Source organism: Neisseria sp. 19428wB4_WF04, assembly GCF_015235335.1.
Taxonomy (GTDB): domain Bacteria; phylum Pseudomonadota; class Gammaproteobacteria; order Burkholderiales; family Neisseriaceae; genus Neisseria; species Neisseria musculi.
This window is the reverse complement of the sequence record NZ_JADGLG010000050.1, coordinates 1-18,073: the sequence shown is the minus strand read 5'-3', so window position 1 is coordinate 18,073 and position 18,073 is coordinate 1. Positions and strand designations below refer to the sequence as shown.

17 protein-coding genes, 3 pseudogenes and 1 CRISPR repeat array are annotated in these 18,073 nt (G+C 51.1%); of the genes and pseudogenes, 18 read left to right on the top strand and 2 right to left on the bottom strand.

All coding sequences use genetic code 11. The annotated features are described in order from the left end of the window. Window positions 1-199, bottom strand: a pseudogene (locus IR141_RS09985) (IS1595 family transposase); the annotation flags it as partial. Window positions 200-252: 53 nt separating this feature from the next. Here IR141_RS09985 and IR141_RS09980 point away from each other — a divergent pair. The 18 genes and pseudogenes from IR141_RS09980 to kdsB all read left to right on the top strand — a co-directional run. Then, window positions 253-722 (top strand): annotated as a pseudogene (locus tag IR141_RS09980) (IS1595 family transposase); the annotation flags it as partial. 117 nt (window positions 723-839) lie between these two features. After that, window positions 840-1,553, top strand: coding sequence for a uroporphyrinogen-III synthase (locus IR141_RS09975; RefSeq protein ID WP_135036707.1), 714 nt, complete (start codon window positions 840-842; stop codon window positions 1,551-1,553). 284 nt (window positions 1,554-1,837) lie between these two features. After that, window positions 1,838-3,118: a uroporphyrinogen-III C-methyltransferase gene (locus IR141_RS09970; protein WP_135036710.1), complete on the top strand. Its 1,281-nt coding sequence runs from the start codon at window positions 1,838-1,840 to the stop codon at window positions 3,116-3,118. Then, a complete protein-coding gene (locus IR141_RS09965) occupies window positions 3,115-4,341 on the top strand; it encodes a heme biosynthesis HemY N-terminal domain-containing protein (RefSeq protein WP_135036704.1) in 1,227 nt (408 codons plus the stop codon). Before IR141_RS09970 ends, IR141_RS09965 begins: the two co-directional genes overlap by 4 nt. 219 nt (window positions 4,342-4,560) lie before the next feature. Then, window positions 4,561-5,622, top strand: a complete 1,062-nt coding sequence (hemE, locus tag IR141_RS09960) for a uroporphyrinogen decarboxylase (RefSeq protein ID WP_135036702.1) — start codon at window positions 4,561-4,563, stop codon at window positions 5,620-5,622. 717 nt (window positions 5,623-6,339) lie between these two features. Further along, window positions 6,340-6,567 (top strand): hypothetical protein, encoded by a 228-nt coding sequence (locus IR141_RS09955; RefSeq protein ID WP_135036700.1) that lies wholly within the window; start codon window positions 6,340-6,342, stop codon window positions 6,565-6,567. Between the two features lie 46 nt (window positions 6,568-6,613). Beyond that, window positions 6,614-6,988 carry a DUF2069 domain-containing protein gene (locus IR141_RS09950; protein ID WP_135036697.1) on the top strand — a complete coding sequence of 125 codons (375 nt, stop codon included), beginning with the start codon at window positions 6,614-6,616 and terminating at the stop codon, window positions 6,986-6,988. Beyond that, entirely contained in the window at window positions 6,981-8,810 is a 1,830-nt protein-coding gene (locus tag IR141_RS09945; RefSeq protein ID WP_135036694.1) for a PglL family O-oligosaccharyltransferase, read from the top strand. The genes IR141_RS09950 and IR141_RS09945 overlap by 8 nt, the downstream gene beginning before the upstream one ends. A gap of 181 nt (window positions 8,811-8,991) precedes the next feature. Next, on the top strand, window positions 8,992-9,669 hold the full coding sequence (locus IR141_RS09940; protein WP_135036691.1) for a response regulator transcription factor: 678 nt from the start codon (window positions 8,992-8,994) through the stop codon (window positions 9,667-9,669). Window positions 9,670-9,688: 19 nt separating this feature from the next. Further along, on the top strand, window positions 9,689-11,065 hold the full coding sequence (locus tag IR141_RS09935; RefSeq protein WP_135036688.1) for an ATP-binding protein: 1,377 nt from the start codon (window positions 9,689-9,691) through the stop codon (window positions 11,063-11,065). A gap of 987 nt (window positions 11,066-12,052) precedes the next feature. Beyond that, the gene (locus IR141_RS09930) at window positions 12,053-12,277 is read left to right on the top strand and encodes a PIN domain-containing protein (RefSeq protein WP_167743160.1); all 225 of its coding nucleotides are present in this window, start codon (window positions 12,053-12,055) and stop codon (window positions 12,275-12,277) included. Window positions 12,278-12,288: 11 nt separating this feature from the next. Continuing rightward, window positions 12,289-12,708: a hypothetical protein gene (locus tag IR141_RS09925; RefSeq protein WP_135036685.1), complete on the top strand. Its 420-nt coding sequence runs from the start codon at window positions 12,289-12,291 to the stop codon at window positions 12,706-12,708. Window positions 12,709-12,713: 5 nt separating this feature from the next. Beyond that, window positions 12,714-12,869, top strand: a complete 156-nt coding sequence (locus tag IR141_RS09920) for a hypothetical protein (protein WP_167743158.1) — start codon at window positions 12,714-12,716, stop codon at window positions 12,867-12,869. A gap of 150 nt (window positions 12,870-13,019) precedes the next feature. Further along, window positions 13,020-13,358 carry a hypothetical protein gene (locus IR141_RS13495; protein ID WP_209304421.1) on the top strand — a complete coding sequence of 113 codons (339 nt, stop codon included), beginning with the start codon at window positions 13,020-13,022 and terminating at the stop codon, window positions 13,356-13,358. A 287-nt stretch (window positions 13,359-13,645) separates the two neighbouring features. Further along, entirely contained in the window at window positions 13,646-14,656 is a 1,011-nt protein-coding gene (lpxK, locus tag IR141_RS09910) for a tetraacyldisaccharide 4'-kinase (RefSeq protein ID WP_135036682.1), read from the top strand. Window positions 14,657-14,676: 20 nt separating this feature from the next. After that, entirely contained in the window at window positions 14,677-15,201 is a 525-nt protein-coding gene (locus IR141_RS09905) for a DUF2059 domain-containing protein (RefSeq protein ID WP_167743156.1), read from the top strand. Window positions 15,202-15,220: 19 nt separating this feature from the next. After that, on the top strand, window positions 15,221-15,403 hold the full coding sequence (locus IR141_RS09900) for a Trm112 family protein (protein WP_135036676.1): 183 nt from the start codon (window positions 15,221-15,223) through the stop codon (window positions 15,401-15,403). Next, window positions 15,400-16,164 (top strand): 3-deoxy-manno-octulosonate cytidylyltransferase, encoded by a 765-nt coding sequence (kdsB, locus tag IR141_RS09895; protein ID WP_135036673.1) that lies wholly within the window; start codon window positions 15,400-15,402, stop codon window positions 16,162-16,164. Before IR141_RS09900 ends, kdsB begins: the two co-directional genes overlap by 4 nt. 158 nt (window positions 16,165-16,322) lie before the next feature. Here the strand turns inward: kdsB and IR141_RS09890 are convergent. After that, window positions 16,323-17,000: pseudogene (locus IR141_RS09890) on the bottom strand (IS1595 family transposase). A 155-nt stretch (window positions 17,001-17,155) separates the two neighbouring features. After that, window positions 17,156-17,983: direct repeats of the CRISPR family, unit length 36 nt; unit sequence GTTGTAGCTTCCTCTTTCATCTCGCAGTGCTACAAT. Window positions 17,984-18,073: the final 90 nt, after the last annotated feature.

The window sequence follows — 18,073 nt, the reverse complement described above, 5'->3', positions numbered from 1 at the left end:
CATCAACTTCTACTTCACCATCAAGCATTTCCAGATGCGGGCTGTTGTGATAGATAAGTAAGCGCAAACGGTGGAAGTAATAGGCAGCGGTATTTTTATTGACGCTAACTAATTGCGCCGCTGTGCGGGCGGTAACACCTGCAACAAATAGTTCAATCAGTTTGTTTTGCTTGTACTGACTTAAACGACTTTTTCTCATAGGGATTATTCTAACCTGAAGTTAAATTTCCCTAGTTATCTAGTACAGCCCCTTTAGAAATGTTTGAGGGCGGAGTAGAAATTGATGAAAGTTATTTTGGCGGACAACGCAAAGGCAGACGCGGTGCGGCTGGCAAAGCCGCCGTATTCGGTTTTTTGAAGCACAACGGCAAAGTTTATACGGTTACCGTGCCCAATACACAAACCGCCGCTGCTTTACTGCCGGTCATCCGCGGACAAATAAAGCCGGACAGCATTGTCTATACCGATTACTGCAAAATGATGTACTTGATGCGGGCAGATTCAGCTGCTTTCGCATCAACCACAGTATACGGTTTGCAGAACGGCAAAACCACATCAACGGCATTGGGAATTTTTGGAATCAAGCCAAGCGTGTGCTACGCAAATACAACGGAATCGACTGAAAGTCTTTTCCCCTATTCTTGAAAGAATGCGGGTTTCGTTTTAACTTTGGCACACCAAGTGAGCAGTTGAAAATCTTGCGGGATTGGTGTGGTATTTAGGGCTAATCTACTTCAGCCCCTTTCTTTAATAAATATATCAAGATACACTGGCAAAGCCTGCGTTCATTGCTACACATTCAATCACTCTCCAACCGAAAAAAGGCCGTTTGAATAACCATGCCGACTATTTTGATTGTGCGTCCTGAGGTGCAAGCTGCTGCAGATATTGCCGTTTGCGAAGCGGCAGGCTGGCGGGCACTGCCTTTCAGCCCGATAAGTCTCGAGCCGGACATGTCTGCCCTGCTTGGTCTCAACAAACAATTCCAAGCTGCGCAAGCCGTGTTTTGGGTCAGCCCCGGCGCCATCGGAACTGCCGCTCCGTATATCGACTTTTCAGACGGCGGCATCACACAGATTACTGTCGGGCAGGCCAGCCGTAATGCTTTGGAGAAATTCTGTTCCCATTCTGTTATCAGCCCCGAAAGCGGCAATGACAGCGAAGCCGTGCTGGCACTGCCAGAGTGGAACAGCTTGCCTTCCGGAGCCGGAGTGCTGATTATCCGAGGGCACGGCGGACGCGGCTTCTTGGCAGACGGGCTTCGCCGGCGCGGCTTTGCTGTGAGTGTGGCAGAAGTATATTTCAGACGGCCCAAGCTGCTGGATTGGACGGTTTTCGAAGCTGAAAAACCACAGGCCGCCTATATCACTTCTGCTGAAATGGTGCGCGGGCTGTTTGCCCAGGCGCCGGATAGAATCACCCAAGTTTTAAGAACCTTGTTATACTTCACCCATCATCCGCGCATCGCCGATGCGCTGCGCAATGCCGGGGCGCACCGCATTGAGTTGGTCGAACGGTTAAACCCGCACTCACTCGGGGCCGTTGCCCTCTAACCGCCGGCAGGCTTGAAACCATGCGTCTCACGGAGCAATGAATGAACGGACACAACGGAAACGCTATCGAAAACCACCCGCCCGAAAACAAACCGGAGCAGTCGAAACAACTGCTGGTGGTTTCTTCAAACGGCATTGTCAGGCCGTTTGAAAACACTGCCAACGGAGAGCCCGGCGAAAACAGCGGCCTTGATAAAAAGAACAAAGTACCGCAGCATTCTGATAATACTAAAGGCTTTGGCGCCGCCGCACCCAATAACCCCGAACCCGCAGGAAACCTTCTTATGTCTGAATCGAAAAACCCCCAGCCTCTTGTTACCCCTGTGGTAATCAAACAATCTTCGGGCAGGGCCGTGGCCGTTGTGGCATTGGCTTTGTCGGTGTTGGCGTTGGGCGCGGGGGGCTTTCTGTTTGTGCAGGGTCAGAATATCCTGAAAACTCAAGAAATTGATTTTAATCAAAAAATAGATAAGGCCGCATTGGGAGAGTCCCACAATGCCTCAATGCTGCAAGATGCTTTGCGCAAACAGAATGAAAGCCAGGCTGTGTTGGAGCAGATTATCGGCAATCAAAAACACAACGCCGATAAAATCGCCGCTGCTGAGCGCGCTTACCGCGAACTGCTCAAAGGCCGTGCCGACTGGCTGGTTGATGAAACCGAAACCATGCTCAGTCTGGCTTCCCAGCAGCTGCTGCTCACCGGTAATGTGCCGGCTGCAGTTGCTGTACTCGAAAATATCGAAAGCCGCCTGAGCCGTTTCGACCATCCCGAACTGTTGCCTGTCAAACAAGCGGTTGCCGGTGATTTGACTGCGTTGAAAAACCGCCCCTATCTTGATGTTTCTGCCGCTTCTCTGCGCCTTAACCGCTTGGAGGCCGCCATTGCCGGCCTGCCGCTCATTATCGATGGTACACTGAAACCCGGCCAGGCTGCGCCGCAGGCCGCCGCAGTGTCTGCAGCCAACCTTTCGTGGTGGGAAAACGCTTGGCAAAAATCGCTTTCAGCCCTGAAAGATATGGTAGAAGTACGCCGTTTAAACAATAACGATGCCATGCTGATGGCACCCGACCAAGCTTATTTTGTGCGCGAAAATCTGCGCCTGCGCCTGCTTGATGCACGCACAGCCCTGCTGCAACATAACGGCGAAGTGTATCTCAACGATTTAAACAGCGCCGAGGCTTCGGTGAAACAGTATTTCGACATCTCTTCGCCCGCCACTCAGTCGTGGCTGCGCGAGTTGGCCGACTTGACGGCACTGGACTTGCGCGCCGTGGCTGATGACGCGCTGAAAACCAGCTTGAATGCCGTGCGCAATTATCAGGAAACCGTGCGCCCCAGCCGCCCCGCAGAGTTGTCTGAAGCCGTATCCGCACCTACTGCCGCACCGGCCTCATCGCCTGCCGTGCCGGCACAAGCATCCGAGCACGCGCCCGTTGCCCCTGCCTCTCCGTCAAGCCTTTCTCCTAAACCCGAAGAAGCGGCAAAACCCGTAAAACCCGCTACCGTGCCTGAGGGGGGTAACCCTGCCGCCGGTCAGACTCAATTGAAAGGGGAGCGCGCATGAGAGGGCTGATTTGGATTATCGTATTGTTTGCCGTGGCAGTGGGTTTGGCGATTGCTTCCGGCTCTTATAACGGTAATGTATACATCGTGGTGGAGCAAACCCTGCTGCGCATCAACCTTCATGCTTTCATTCTCGGCCTGGTTGCGCTGGTGGTGATACTGTATCTTCTGCTGTGCCTGATTGCGGCGATTCTCAATATGCCGGGCCGTATACAGCGTTTCGGTGCTGCGCGTAAAGGCCGTCAGGCCGCCCATGCGCTCAACAATGCCGGTTTGGCTTATTTTGAAGGCAAATTTCAAAAAGCCGAGCAGGAAGCCGCCAAAGTGCTGGCCAACAAAGAGGCGGGCAGCAACCGCACGCTGGCATTGATGCTGGGGGCGCACGCTGCCGACCAGATGGACGACAAAGCCCTGCGCGACCGTTATCTGAAAGATATCGAACCGCTGCCCGCCAAGCAACAGCTCTCGCGCCATTTGCTGCTGGCTGAGTCTGCGCTCGGCCGCCGCGATTATGCCGCTGCCGAAAACCACCTTGCTGCCGCCGCGCAAATCAACCCCAGCCTCACCCGCCTGGTGCGCCTGCAATTGCGCTATGCTTTCGACAAAGGCAACGCGCTTGATGTGTTGGATAAAGCAGAAAAACTGGCGAAAGCCGGTGCCATCAGTGATTACGAAGCTGAACAATACCAAAACTGGGCCTACCGCCGCCTGCTGGCGCTTGTTTCCGATGCCGGCGGCCTGAAAGCCTGCTTAAAGCGCATTCCCGAAAATCTCAAAGCGGGCGATTTGTGTGTTGCAGTTGCCGAAAAATACCAGCGTTTGGGCATGTATGCCCAAGCCGTGAAATGGGTGAACGAGTATTATCCGAAAACGCAGCAAACCGAGCTGCTGGAGCCGTTGGTTGAAAGCGTGCGTTTTTTGGGCGACAAAGAACAGCGCCGCGCCATCGATACCGCAGACGGCTGGTTGCAGGCCAACCCCGATAACGCCCGTCTGCTGATGTATCTCGGCCTGCTTGCCTACGACAAACAACTGTGGGGCAAAGCACAGGGCTATCTCGAAGCCGCCATTGCCCTCAAGCCCGAACTGCCCGCACGTTTGGCCTTGGCCAAGGTGTTTGATGCCGTGGGAGAGCCCGAAAAAGCCGAATCCCAACGCAAACTCGCCTTGGAAAGCGTGATGGGCGGAGAGGGCGAAAACGTTTCCCTTCCCAAACACAAATAAACCGCCCGACGGCACAACCCCTTACCTGTAACCTGCCGGAAGAAAAAACCACTTTCCGATGCCGGCCGGCAAGCCTCAAACAGTGTATAAAATAGACCAATGCCGCTGCAGCTTCACGGAATCATTCTCTTGAAGCCGAAGCAGCCGCAGCGAAAATGAAAATTGCAGGCCGTCTGAAACCTTTTCAGACGGCCTGATACCACAAACCGAAAGCCCGATATGACCCACTTGAAAAACGACACCTTCCTGCGCGCCCTGCTCAAACAACCCGTTGAATACACCCCCGTGTGGATGATGCGCCAAGCCGGCCGCTACCTGCCCGAATACAAAGCCACCCGCACGCGTGCAGGCAGCTTTTTGGATTTGTGCAAAAACACCGATTTGGCCACCGAAGTAACCATTCAGCCGCTGGATCGTTTCGACTTGGACGCAGCTATTTTGTTTTCCGACATTCTCACCATACCCGATGCAATGGGTTTGGGGCTGTATTTCGCCGAAGGTGAGGGCCCCAAATTCGAGCGGCCGCTGCAACACGAAGCCGACATTGCCAAACTCGCCGTGCCCGATATAGGCAGGCTGCAATATGTGTTTGATGCCGTTTCTTCCATCCGCCGCGCCTTAAATGGCCGCGTGCCCCTAATCGGCTTTTCCGGCAGCCCGTTCACGCTGGCCTGCTATATGGTGGAGGGCGGCAGCAGCAAAGAATTCCGCACCATCAAAACCATGATGTACTCGCGCCCCGGGCTGCTGCACAAAATTCTCGACACCAACGCACAGGCCGTTACCGCCTATCTCAACGCCCAAATCGATGCCGGCGCACAAGCCGTACAGATTTTCGATACATGGGGCGGCATATTGAGCGATGCCGCTTTCGAGCAGTTCAGCCTGCGCTATATGAAACAGATTTCAGACGGCATCAAACGCGAAAACGAAGGTCGCCGCGTGCCGCTGATTATATTCACCAAAGGCGGCGGCCTGTGGCTGGAAAAAATGGCCGCTGTCGGAGCCGATGCGCTGGGTTTGGACTGGACGTGCAACATCGGCGAAGCACGTAGGCGCGTGGGTGGCCAAGTTGCCCTGCAAGGCAACTTCGATCCCTTAGCCCTCTTTGGCACGCCGGAAAGCATACGCACCGAAGTTGCACGCATTCTGGCCGCCTACGGCCGCGGCAGCGGTCATGTATTCAACCTCGGCCACGGCATCAACCAGCATGCAAACCCCGAACACGCCAAGATACTGGTGGATGCCGTACACGAACTGTCCCGCCCGTATCATATCTAGCTGGTTGTGCCAAAATTATTACAATGCTGACCCCACTTTGCCGTGCAAGTGTACCTTTGAGCATGTTGTCTTATATTTATTTTTGTAAATTGATTATAGATAATCTCGCTTTATTTTTGCTACACGGTAGCAAACAGCAGATAGTACAGATAAATACTGAACTGGTTCTATTGTTGCTCCAGTAGTTTATAAAATTATTATCTTTGAGCTAAGGCTCAGCAATGTCGTAACAAAAATTACACAACGTTGGATTTCTCCACATCCTAAAGGTCGTAGGTTACAACTGTTCATACTGATAAAAAGCATCGACTAAAAAGCACCGACAGCCGTTTCAAACAGGGAAAATACGGTATAAAACGGGGCTGGCTGAAATAGAAAAGATTATCGGAGAAACTAAAAAAACAAGTAAAGCAACGCACTGCAACAAAGCCCGTTCTGGAAAAATGGTGTATTTTGATGTCAAGAGCCTGCTCCTGTTGCAAAATCCCAAAAGCTGCAGATCTGAAGGATTGCCAGTTGCCATTAATGACTTTTTCGAGCAGCAGGTGTGACCAAGTTTCTTTTGAGTGATGCTATAGATTGTTGCCCGCGTACCATTGGATGTACCTATTCCGATAACGATATGCAGATTGTGGGGAGTCTGCGTGTAAAACAATACCAATCCGCAAACTGATGCTGAGACAGAACGTGTTATCATTATTCTAATGAAAATGCGGTATGGCACATTTTATTTCAAGAATTAGCAGAGCTGGCAAGGAGTGGTATCTATTTGTGGGTTTTGATAACACGAAGAAGCCGCATGATGGTTTGAATGGCGATACGTTTTTTTTTGAGGTTTTGAAAGCTTGTTTTCTCAATCTGTGTAAACAACGTTGGGGTTGGATTTTCTTAAATTTTAAGCCGTCTGAAAATCAACAAGTTTGGATTTTCAGACGGCTTGATTGAAACACTGAATGATGTTGAATGTCCAATGATGTGGAAAATGAAGGTAATGGATGTACAACAATCTGCTGCCGGCAATGGCCGCCTGTATAAGCTGGCTGTTTCCAGCCTAGCTGCGTTGATTTTTATCAGTCTTGCCTGGGAGTTGTGGCTGGTGCCGCTGCGCCCGGGCGGTTCGTGGCTGGCGCTGAAGGCACTGCCTTTGTGTTTACCGCTGACCGGAATTCTCAAGGGCAGGGTTTATACTTTCCAATACAGCAGCCTGCTGGTTTTACCGTATTTCGCCGAAGCGGTGGTGCGCCTGTTTGATGCTTCGGCGGTCAGCCGTGCCTGTTCGGCGGCGGCTCTGTTGTGTTCGGCAGCGTTTTTCGCCGCCTGTTTGGCTTATGTAAAACAACGGCGTAAGGCGGTTGGGAATGTTTAGGAAAAATTTGTTTTCAGACGGCCGCGATTCGGTGTGGAGTATGCGTTTGTGGCCGTTGTGGTTTTGTTTTGTCTGGATTTGTGCGGTGCCGTTTTTGTCGCTTTACCGCGTGGGGCCGCTGCCGGGTTTTTATCTTGAAGCCGGCTCGCTGGCCGGTTCGGCAGTGTTGCTGCTGCTGACGGCGTTGTTTGGCCGTTTGAATGTGGGCATACCGGCGGCAGGTGTGTATTTTCTGGTGTTGGCGGCGTTTTGGTGGGTGCAGGCGCGGGCGATGAATTTACTTTATCCGGGCATGAACGACATGGTAACGGCATCATTTGTGGTGTTGGCACTGGCGGCCTGGGCGTGCAGGGGCTGGGTGGTCGGTTTCGGTCAGGACAGGGTAGTGTCGGTGTTGGCATGGGCGCTGCTCGGCGGTGCGCTGGTGCAGGCTGCTGTGGTGGTGCTGCAGTTTACCGGCTGGGCTGCGGCGGATATGTTTCACGGTATCGTAGCCTACCGGGGTGTGCGCGAAATCAGCGGCCAGCTCGGGCAGCGCAACCATTTGGGGCACTATCTGATGTGGGGGGCGTTGGCTGCATCGTATTTATGGGCGCAGCGGCGTATGCCCGGCTGGCTGGGTTTGTCGGCAGTGTTGGTGCTGGCGTCTGCTTTGGGTTTGGTGAATTCGCGTACCATCTTCACCTATATTATCGGTGTCGGGCTGCTGCTGCCGTTTTGGCGGGTATGGGCGGGGCGTGGGGCCAACCGTATGGTGCTGGTGATGCTGTTTACGCTGGTGATGACGGTGGCGGTGCAATTTGCTGTCAGCCCGTTGTTGGATTTGTTTTCGGGCGTGCAATACGATACGGCGCTGGAGCGCATTGAGGGCAGCAGCTTCGGCGGGTCAGCCCGCGAGGTGGAATGGGGTAAGGCTTGGAAAGTATTTTGGTCGGCACCTCTGTGGGGGCACGGTTGGGGCAGTTATGCATTGCAGGGCTTTTTGGTTCAGGCCGAAACCGGGCAGTTCACGCCTAACCATTTGAATGTGTTGTTTACCCACTCACACAATCTGTTTTTTCAGCTGCTGGCTGAAATGGGGCTGGCTGGAACGCTGGCCGTAGTGTTGGGGTTTGTTGCGGTTGTGTGGCGTATGTTCAGACGGCCTGCCGATGCCGCCTCGCTGCTGCTGTTGGCGATGATGACCGTGTCGCTGTGCCACAGTATGCTGGAATACCCGCTTTGGTATCTTTATTTTCTCACGCCGTTTGCGTTGATGATGAGTTTGTCGCCCGCGCGCGAAAGCATTGTTTCAGACGGCTTGAAGTCAGTTGGGATACACCATATCGGCGGAGCATTGCTGGCGGTGTTTTTATTGGCCGGCATTATCCGCTTGGGCTTTGTTTATGCCGATCTGACGGCTTTCGACCACCACCCTAAAGATGAAACTGTGGAGCAGGAGAAAGAGAAAATCAGCGGCCTGAACTGGATTGCCGCAACCGAACCCATGTTGCGTTATTATGCCCAGCTGTCGCTGACCCGCCGCGCGAATCCGGCCGACCGAGTGTTGCAGCCGTGGGCAGAGCAGGCTGCATCTGAAGCGTTGTTGTTCCGCCCGTATTCCAACGCCTACCAAGCAGGATTATATAACTACCGTTTGGGCAAAGAGAAAAAAGCGCGCGAATGGTTGCGCAAGGTTTATCTTTACTACCCGTTTATGATGCCGCACTATGCTCAAAAAATACGCAGCAACGGCCTGCTGATGCCGTTGGAGGCGCAGATAAAAGCGGCATGTGAAGAGTTTAATAAGAAATATCCCAAAGAAAAACAATGTGATATTTGAAAATTGATTGCTCCGTAAACAGGCCGTCTGAAATGTAAAGGCCGTTGGCGGCATTGCAAAAAAGCGCAAAAGCATAGAAGCATACGCTATCAACAAAGACGATTTGCATGTTAAGATTCGCCGCATATCCAACGGTCGTCCAAGCAGGCGGCTGTCACAGTAACCATAGGAAGGACAAGCCATGAGTCGCGTATTATTGGTAGATGATGATGTTTCGTTAACCGAGCTGTTAACCGAATACCTAACGGCCGAAGGTTTGAGTGTACACAGTGTACCCGATGGCGAAGTCGGCGTGAAAGAAATTTTATCCGGCCAATACGATGTTGTCGTGTTGGATTCGATGATGCCGAAAATGAACGGTTTGGACGTATTGAAAAACGTGCGCAATCAAAGCACCGTTCCCGTGATTATGCTGACCGCCAAAGGCGATGATATCGACCGCATCATCGGCTTGGAAATGGGCGCCGATGATTATGTGCCCAAGCCTTGCACCCCACGCGAACTGCTGGCACGTATTAACGCGGTTTTGCGCCGCTCGAAACAATCGGTCGAGCAAACCAGCAGCCCTAACAGCATTTCGGTGAGCGAAGTCGTGCTGTATCCGGCCAAGCGGCAGGCTGCCATTAAAGACACTCCGTTGGAGCTGACCAGCACTGAATTCAACCTGCTTGAAGTATTGATGCGCCATGCAGGCCAAGTAGTGAGCAAAGAAACCCTGTCGGTTGAAGCGCTCGACCGCAAGCTGGCCAAATTCGACCGGAGTATTGATGTGCATATTTCCAGCATCCGCCATAAATTGGGCGATGCCTCACTGATTCAAACCGTTCGCGGCTTGGGTTATCTGTTTGTAAAAAACTGATGAAAAGATAAACAGCTCAATGAAACTGTTTCAACGTATATTCGCCACGTTTTGCGCAGTGATTATCTGTGCCATATTCGTGGCGAGTTTTTCATACTGGCTGATTCAGAATACCATAGCCGAAAACCAACTCCAAAAACAAAGTATCATCGAAACCAGCATGATGAGGAGCATCGTTTCTGCATTCAAAATGCGTGGAGAGCAGGGCGTGCTCGACATTTTGGGGGAGTGGGAAGAAAACCCTATGGCACATAAAGTGTTTGTGGTTACCGGTGATGAAGAAAAAGATATCCTGAGCCGCAAAGTAGGGGAAAAAATGATTAAAGATGCGCGCCAATTCGCCATCGACAACCCCGATTCGGATTTGGTGCGCATCGAATTTGACCGCTGGGGTGAAGAATATCTGTTTTTTATCGGTAACTGGGATAACCGGCAAATCAAACATCTGCCCAGCCCGCTGTTTATCCCCGGGCTGCATCTGAAACCGATCTGGCACGAATTTATTATTCTTTTATTCATTATTTTGGTGGGGCTGCTGCTGGCTTACATTTTAACCAACGGCATTATCAAGCCCGTCCGCGTATTGAGCTCGGGTATGAGCCGCTTGGCAGCGGGTGATTTGGAAACGCGTGTTTCCCAGCAGATGGACGACCGTAGCGATGAGTTTTCCCAGCTTGCCGAGCAGTTCGACAAAATGGCGGTAAAACTGCAAAAATTAGTAGCCAAAGAGCGGCATCTTCTCCACCACGTTTCCCATGAAATGCGTTCGCCGTTAGCCCGTATGCAGGCAATTGTCGGCCTGATTCAGTCGCAGCCGCAAAAACAGGAGCAGTATCTCAAGCGTCTGGAGAGCGAGCTGGCCCGTATGGACACCATGGTGGGCGAACTGTTGACGCTTTCGCGCCTAGAAACATCGAATATGGTTTTAGAAAAAGACAATCTGGCACTGGTGCCGTTTTTCACGCAACTGGTGGAAGACAGCCAGGCCGTGGCAGAACAAAACAGCCAAAACGTGGTGCTCGAAGTTGGAAAAGTGCCGGGAAACGCACAACTGTATGCCAACGAAGGTTTTCTCTACCGCGCATTTGACAACACCATCCGCAACGCCATGGCCTATAGCCCCGAAGGCAGCACAATTAAGGTATTTTTGTCCCAAGATGCCAAAAACTGGCTAATCGACATCACTGACAACGGCCCGGGTGTAGATGAAGCGCAACTGCCGCACATTTTCACCGCATTTTACCGTGCCGACAGCAGCGCACATAAACCGGGAACTGGTTTGGGGCTGGCGATTGCCCAACATATCGTCCACCAGCACAGCGGCAAGATCATGGCGGAAAACATGCGCCCCAATGGTTTGAGAGTGCGGTTTATTTTACCCAAACACGGTAAGTAAACGCATATTTAAGGCCGTCTGAAAGATTTTTCAGGCGGCCTTAAAGTTTTTAGGCACAAGGCAGTAAGCTGCTTTGTATTGGTAGAAATGCAACCGGGTATAATATCGAAATACGGTCAAATGTGCTGCCGTATAGGGGTGAAATTAAAAATTACCGGGTGGACATTTGGCCGGTTTGGTAGCACATCATGGTTTGAGGATACGCCACCGTTGTTTTGCAGGCTCGGGGGGGCTGGCAGGTATATTGGTGGTTGTGTGTCTGTTTCAAAATGTCGAAATGGCAGATACCTGCCGGTGCTGGCTTGGGTATGCAGTTTCAGATATAGTGAATATACACGGCATGGCTATAACGGGGGCAGTGCGCGGTTATCGGCAACCGCAGTTTCAGATATAGTGAATACACAGCATGGCTATAACTGTCCGCTTTGACCGCAGGGTGCGGTTACGGTAGCCGAAATAGGCGAAACTGCTGGATATTACAAGCCGCAGATATTGCATTTTTTTGCGGCAGACCGATAACTGTTGGCGGTAAACAATGATAACAATACCACACAGGCCAATCTGTATTCTTGAGCGGCGCATGAGTGCTGATACCTTGCTTACCGGTGCTGATCGGCTGTTAAGAATGGGCATCGACTGAGCGGTATTTCCGCTTCGGGCGGAGGGGAGGCTAAATATACCGAAAACTGCTCCGGCTGTGCGGGTTCTAGCAATTGCCGGCAGTCGCCAAATGTTTTGAGGCTGGCTGTCTGAAAACACATGGACAAACGGCGGCAAAGCAAGTTATCTGCAAACAGTTGAAAATAAAATATTGTTGTGAAAAATAATGTTCAGACGGCCTTGATTCCCTGATTTCATTTTCCAAGGGGTAAACATGAAGCATAATTTATTGATTTTGAAATCGTTCAACCCGAGCCGGCTCGTGGCTGCTTTAGGCGGTGAACACAGCCGTATCTAGCAGTTTTTGGGTAAACTGCAACAAAAAGCCTGCCGCTGGAGTTGTGCGAAGTCTTGTGCTGTTTCGGTAAAAACGTTCACTTCATACGGGTGGCGAAAACGGGTAAAAACGCCTTAGACCTTTATCTTGCTTATTATTTGGGCAAAATCACCGGGCAAGACAAAGATGCTCTGATAGGTATTTTATTGCGGGACGGTGGGTTTGATGTGTTGGTCGAGCATTTAAGAGCCGGAAATTTCTGTCGGGGTTTGTGAGACTGGGCAGTTTGGCAGAAGCGGCCAAACCGGAAGAAATATTGCTCTTCCCGCCTTCTTCACCAAATAATGCGGCAGCCAGCTCTGCCGTTGAGGTGGAAACCCTGCTGCATCAAGACATTCGGTTTGTCGGTGCGTGCCAAAAGAAAGTTGCGCAGGCATTGATAAAAACAGAGATTTTTCGTCCCCGCAGTCGGGATAATCTGATTTCGGCAATCCATAAATTTATTTTATGTGAAAAGCTCAAAAGTTCGGATTGGGCAGAAAAGCATAAAATAGCGGAGCAGATTGTGGCTAAATTAGAGGCAGAAGGATTCATTAAACCTGAAAACAACGGCCTGTTAAGCTATCATTTTGTCAAAAATAAGGCATTATTGGAAATGTTAACCCGACAGGTTAAAGCGTCTAAAGCAAAAACCGCAACGCCCTGAGAAATGTGATCAGAACAAAAGCCGCAGGCTGTTACTATGATTGGGCAGATAACGACATCGACACCTTGATTGTTTATTTGCAGAAAAAGCAGATAGTGAAGCAGACGGGCGGTAAAATCGAATATGCACCGTTTGCCATATCGGTTGGAAAGTCCGAATAACCCATTATTGCCAATAATCTGGAAAACGGGGAAATCATACAGACGGCCGATCAGTTTTTGGCCAAATGTGCCAGAAACAAACCCGCCGGCAAATGATAAGGAAAAGATTGTGTTTCAACACACAAAGTTTCAAACCCCAAAGGAATTTTGATGGAGAGAACATTATTTATACTGTTAAGCAGTGTTGTCGCACTATCCAACATTTATGCTGCCGATAAGGAGGATGCCGTGAGCAAACAAACCATCCACAAACAAGCCGATCAAACCCTTTACCCCGCCAACCCCGAATTTTTCCGCGGCAAAGTAACACCGCGTTTATTGTTTGACGGTAACGAATACATCACCGGCGCGGCATTGGTGCGCTTTGAAAAAAGCGCGCGCACTGCGTGGCACAACCACCCCGCAGGGCAAAACCTGATTGTTACCGGCGGCACGATTTACACCGGCACGGCGCGGGCTTTCACCAACACGGCAAACACATTGCCATAACCGGTACTAAAAACGGTAAAAACGTCAATTGGAAAGAACATTTATCCGATGAGGCATACCGCAAGTTGATTGAAAAAGCCGTGAAATAATCCGCCAGCGCGTTTTATTTCCAACTTAATCACTTAAAGGGGTTGGCTAATTTTTTAAGCCCGTGTTAAAACTGCAAGAGCAGCAAATTGAAACGCTGGTTCAGGCATTGCGGCACAGAAAAATTAACCATCGGCGATACTGGAAAAAACCATTTATTCATAAATATCCGGCAATAATTACCCGACAAGGCCGTCTGAATGCGCAAACTGCACCAAATCATCGAACAACACTGGCAACAGCCCAATCCGGTTTTGAGCGTGTTGCTGCGGCCTTTGTCACGCCTGTTTCAGACGGCCTCGGCCATACGCAGAGATCTCTATCGGGCAGGCCGTCTGAAAAGCGAAAAACTGCCCGTGCCGGTGGTGGTGGTGGGCAATATCCATGCCGGCGGAGCGGGTAAAACGCCGGTGGTGTCGGCGTTGGTAAAAGGTTTGCAGGCGCGTGGTATCAAGGCGGGCATTGTCAGCCGGGGCTACGGGCGGGCGGGCAGCGGCATTTATGTGTTGCAGCCCGACAGCACGGCAGCAGAAGCGGGCGATGAACCTTTGCTGCTCCACCGCCAAACCGATGTGCCCGTTGCAGTAGGCAGCCGCCGCGCCGAAGCGGGCAGGGCGCTGCTGGCGGCACACCCCGATATCAAACTGATTATCGCCGATGACGGCCTGCAACATTATGCCTTGCAGCGCGATTTGGAAATTGTGGTTTTTCCCGCTGCCGATGCAGGCAGGAATAATTTGGATTTATTGCCCAACGGCGGCCTGCGCGAACCTTTGAGCCGTCTGAAAACGGCAGATGCGGTGGTGTTGGGCGGCAGCACCGGTGCGGAAAATGCGGCACACCTGCATGAAAACATCTTTCACAGCCGTTTGCAGACGGGCAGAATCCACCGCCTAAACTGCCAGGGCGAATATCTGGACACAAGCCGTCTGAAATACCTGCGCGTGGCGGCGGTGGCAGGAATTGCCAAGCCCGAGCGCTTTTTTAATACTTTGCGCGGCTTGGGCATCGCATTGGCCGAAACGCGCGCACTGCCCGACCACGCTGTTTTGTCTGCCGCCGATCTGCCGCAGGCCGATGTGGTGCTGATTACCGAAAAAGATGCGGTCAAACTTTCAGACGGCCGATGGCAAAACGTGTGGGTGCTGCCTGTTTGTGCGATAATCGATCCCGATTTGGCAGCTTTTGTTGCAGGCCGTCTGAAGATTTAAACCGGAAAAGGATGATGAATATGAAAATCCGATGGATATGTGCGGCAGTATTGTGCGCGGCTGCAAGTTTGGCTCAAGCCGCGCCCGCCGGCAAGGCTTCGGTGGAAAAACTGTTTGAGGTGCAGAATTTCGACAAAATGATGGGCGATGCCGCCAAGGCCGTCGCAACAGCAGTATCGGCACAGCAGTCTATGCCCGGCGTGCCTGCCGGCAAACGCCAAAAAGTGCAAAACATTATCAACCGCTATATGGGCGACTATATGCGCGAAGTAAACGACCCAAGCACCCGTGCCGAAATCCGCCGCGTGGCCGTGGAGGGCGTGCAGAAAGTTTACACACAGGAAGAAGTGGATGCGATGATTGCGTTTTACGGCTCCCCTACAGGCCGCTCGATTATGGCCAAAATGCCGCAATATATGGAAGCCACGATGAGCCCGATGATAAGTGTGATGCAGTCGAAGATACAGGCGTTCCAGCAAAAAAACGGCGGGAAAATGCAGCGCGAAATCAATCAGGCCGTCTGCGGCAAAAACATCTGCAACTAACAGCAAAGCCAACCCCGATATGGAAAAGAAATTTCTAGATATTCTCGTATGCCCCGTATGCAAAGGCAGCTTGGAATACAAACAAGACCGGCAGGAATTATGGTGCCGCCGCAGCAAACTTGCCTATCCGATTAAAGACGGCATTCCCTTTATGCTCGAAAACGAAGCCCGTAAGCTGACCGAAGAAGAGCTGCACGCATGAGCGCATTTACCGTGTTGATTCCCGCCAGGCTGTCCTCATCGCGCCTGCCTAGAAAAGCATTGGCCGATATTCACGGCAAACCGATGGTGGTGCGTGTGGCAGAACAGGCCGCCAAAAGCGCGGCAGAACGCGTGATTGTAGCTACCGACCATACCGACATCGAAGCCGCCTGCTGTGCGCACGGCATTGCCTGCGTAATGACCGCCGCCGCCCACCAAAGCGGTACCACCCGTCTGGCCGAAGCCGCCGCCAAGCTCGGCCTGCCGTCGGATAGCCTAGTGGTAAACGTGCAGGGCGATGAGCCGTTGATTAACCCGAGATTAATCGACCGCACCGCTGCACTGTTGCTAGAAAACCAAGTGCCGATGGCCACCGCCGCACATCCCATTCGCGATTTGGCCGAATTTCTCAACCCCAACTGCGTGAAAGTAGTGTTGAACGCGGCGGGCAACGCCTTATATTTCAGCCGTGCACCGATTCCCTATCCGCGCGATGCGATGGGGTCCTTCCCCCAAGTCCTGCCTGAAGAGTTTGCATCTTTGCGCCATATCGGCATTTATGCCTACCGCGCCGGCTTTTTACAGCAATACGCCGGCTTGGCTGTATCTCCGCACGAAACCGATGAATCGCTGGAGCAATTGCGCGTGTTGTGGCACGGCTATCCGATTGCAGTGGAAATCACCGAAACCGCGCCTGCCGCAGGGGTGGACACCGCAGAAGACTTGTCGCGCGTGCGGACCGAGTTTCTGCAAGCCGTATAATACCCGCGTCTGCGTTGCAGGCGGTTTTCAGACGGTTTGAGTCTTTGTAAAACCACTTTCAAGCGGTATGAAATGCTTAGGTCTTTTTATTCACGAGATGGAAATTCAGATAAAAATATTGAAGTATTGATTAAATAAAGGGGGCTTAGGAAGCAAAATTAGCCCAAGGGTCGATTTCTCAGTATTTTAAGCAAGACTAATACAGATCATCATGCCTGTGATTGAAGCGAAATTAGGTTTCCTTTAAGTGTAAATAAAAAGTCTGTTTCGGTACACCGTTAAATTTAACCAAGCGGTTTTTGGCATAACCCCAAAACAATTCGATGCCGTTAATGTGTTGCGCACCCCGGGCGAACTCGTCTACACCATGATGTACCCTGAAGTGCTTTTCACAGCCCATATCGACCAAGCCGTGATAGCCGCGCCAGCCGTCGGTATTGATGACAATTTCAACAGCAACCCGCCCTCGAATAACCTGTTGCAGTGTAGCTTTCGAAGTATCCGGCACGATTTCGGTATAGACTTTGTCGTCCCGTTTTAAGATGCCGAAAACAATGGTTTTGCCTCCCTCTCCCAGCCCGAGTTTACCTCAGATGCGCTTTGCCTTGGAATAGGATTGGTCTGATTCTACGGTGTCTTAGAAAGAGATGTACTGCCCGCATTCGCCAGCTAGGCACCGGTGTAACTTCAGGTACGGGCTGTTAATGCTTCCGACACTGATTCCGGTTAGTTAGCGGTATCGGAAGCGTTCAAATAGAAGGCGGAAAGCCACAGGACCTGACGGCATTGGGCTCGGTAATTTTACTGCACTTTTGATACTTGTTTTTTAATTTCATTTCAGAAGCTTATCACTATATTGGGTGATTTTGCTTCCTAAGTCCCCTATACAAATATATTAATATCATAAGTTTATGAAATAGCAAATTAAAATTCATTCACTACATCTCTCTTAGTGCTGCAATATTATGCACATGGCACGTGCCGTATCTCCGTTATAGCTTCCTCTTTCATCTCGCAGTGCTACAATGACCATCACATAGGCAAAGTCCGTTTCATGGTTGTAGCTTCCTCTTTCATCTCGCAGTGCTACAATTGTCGGGCTTGTAGCCTCCGTCGCCCCGCAGTTGTAGCTTCCTCTTTCATCTCGCAGTGCTACAATTCTTCTTCGGGGCTGGGTTCTGCTGCTGCTGTTGTAGCTTCCTCTTTCATCTCGCAGTGCTACAATCTTGCCGATACCTTCATGTTTTGGAATTTCGTTGTAGCTTCCTCTTTCATCTCGCAGTGCTACAATCTACTGCACATCCCATTAAGAGTAGGCTCAGTTGTAGCTTCCTCTTTCATCTCGCAGTGCTACAATGGAATCGAAAAGCTGATTAAAGGCGTAATCGTTGTAGCTTCCTCTTTCATCTCGCAGTGCTACAATGGTCAGGGTGTCGATAAAAGCGGCCGTTGAGTTGTAGCTTCCTCTTTCATCTCGCAGTGCTACAATAAAACCAGCAAACCAACCATCGCGAAATGAGTTGTAGCTTCCTCTTTCATCTCGCAGTGCTACAATGCAGTAGGTTGCCGTAACGGCAGCCTTTTTGTTGTAGCTTCCTCTTTCATCTCGCAGTGCTACAATTTTCTTTCCAATCAAGCGTTAAGGTTTCGTGTTGTAGCTTCCTCTTTCATCTCGCAGTGCTACAATATTACTTCGACTCGCCCGCTTTGTTGATACGTTGTAGCTTCCTCTTTCATCTCGCAGTGCTACAATATGATTTCCAACGGATCGATGTTGATGGAAGTTGTAGCTTCCTCTTTCATCTCGCAGTGCTACAATACCCAAGCAGGGAATCCTTGTTTTATAAGGATTCCCTGCTTTATTTTGCTCTGAAAAACTGTGTCAAAACAGTAAAAGTTGGTCGGCATT

Excerpts from the sequence above, each read along its gene's own strand:
- IR141_RS09905 (WP_167743156.1), top strand. The coding sequence starts at position 14,677 with ATGAAAATCCGATGGATATGTGCGGCAGTATTGTGCGCGGCTGCAAGT.
- IR141_RS09965 (WP_135036704.1), top strand. The coding sequence starts at position 3,115 with ATGAGAGGGCTGATTTGGATTATCGTATTGTTTGCCGTGGCAGTGGGT.
- hemE (WP_135036702.1), top strand. The coding sequence starts at position 4,561 with ATGACCCACTTGAAAAACGACACCTTCCTGCGCGCCCTGCTCAAACAA.
- IR141_RS13495 (WP_209304421.1), top strand. The coding sequence starts at position 13,020 with ATGGAGAGAACATTATTTATACTGTTAAGCAGTGTTGTCGCACTATCC.
- IR141_RS09900 (WP_135036676.1), top strand. The coding sequence starts at position 15,221 with ATGGAAAAGAAATTTCTAGATATTCTCGTATGCCCCGTATGCAAAGGC.
- IR141_RS09950 (WP_135036697.1), top strand. The coding sequence starts at position 6,614 with ATGGATGTACAACAATCTGCTGCCGGCAATGGCCGCCTGTATAAGCTG.
- IR141_RS09945 (WP_135036694.1), top strand. The coding sequence starts at position 6,981 with ATGTTTAGGAAAAATTTGTTTTCAGACGGCCGCGATTCGGTGTGGAGT.
- IR141_RS09940 (WP_135036691.1), top strand. The coding sequence starts at position 8,992 with ATGAGTCGCGTATTATTGGTAGATGATGATGTTTCGTTAACCGAGCTG.
- IR141_RS09975 (WP_135036707.1), top strand. The coding sequence starts at position 840 with ATGCCGACTATTTTGATTGTGCGTCCTGAGGTGCAAGCTGCTGCAGAT.
- IR141_RS09955 (WP_135036700.1), top strand. The coding sequence starts at position 6,340 with ATGGCACATTTTATTTCAAGAATTAGCAGAGCTGGCAAGGAGTGGTAT.
- IR141_RS09935 (WP_135036688.1), top strand. The coding sequence starts at position 9,689 with ATGAAACTGTTTCAACGTATATTCGCCACGTTTTGCGCAGTGATTATC.
- kdsB (WP_135036673.1), top strand. The coding sequence starts at position 15,400 with ATGAGCGCATTTACCGTGTTGATTCCCGCCAGGCTGTCCTCATCGCGC.
- lpxK (WP_135036682.1), top strand. The coding sequence starts at position 13,646 with ATGCGCAAACTGCACCAAATCATCGAACAACACTGGCAACAGCCCAAT.
- IR141_RS09970 (WP_135036710.1), top strand. The coding sequence starts at position 1,838 with ATGTCTGAATCGAAAAACCCCCAGCCTCTTGTTACCCCTGTGGTAATC.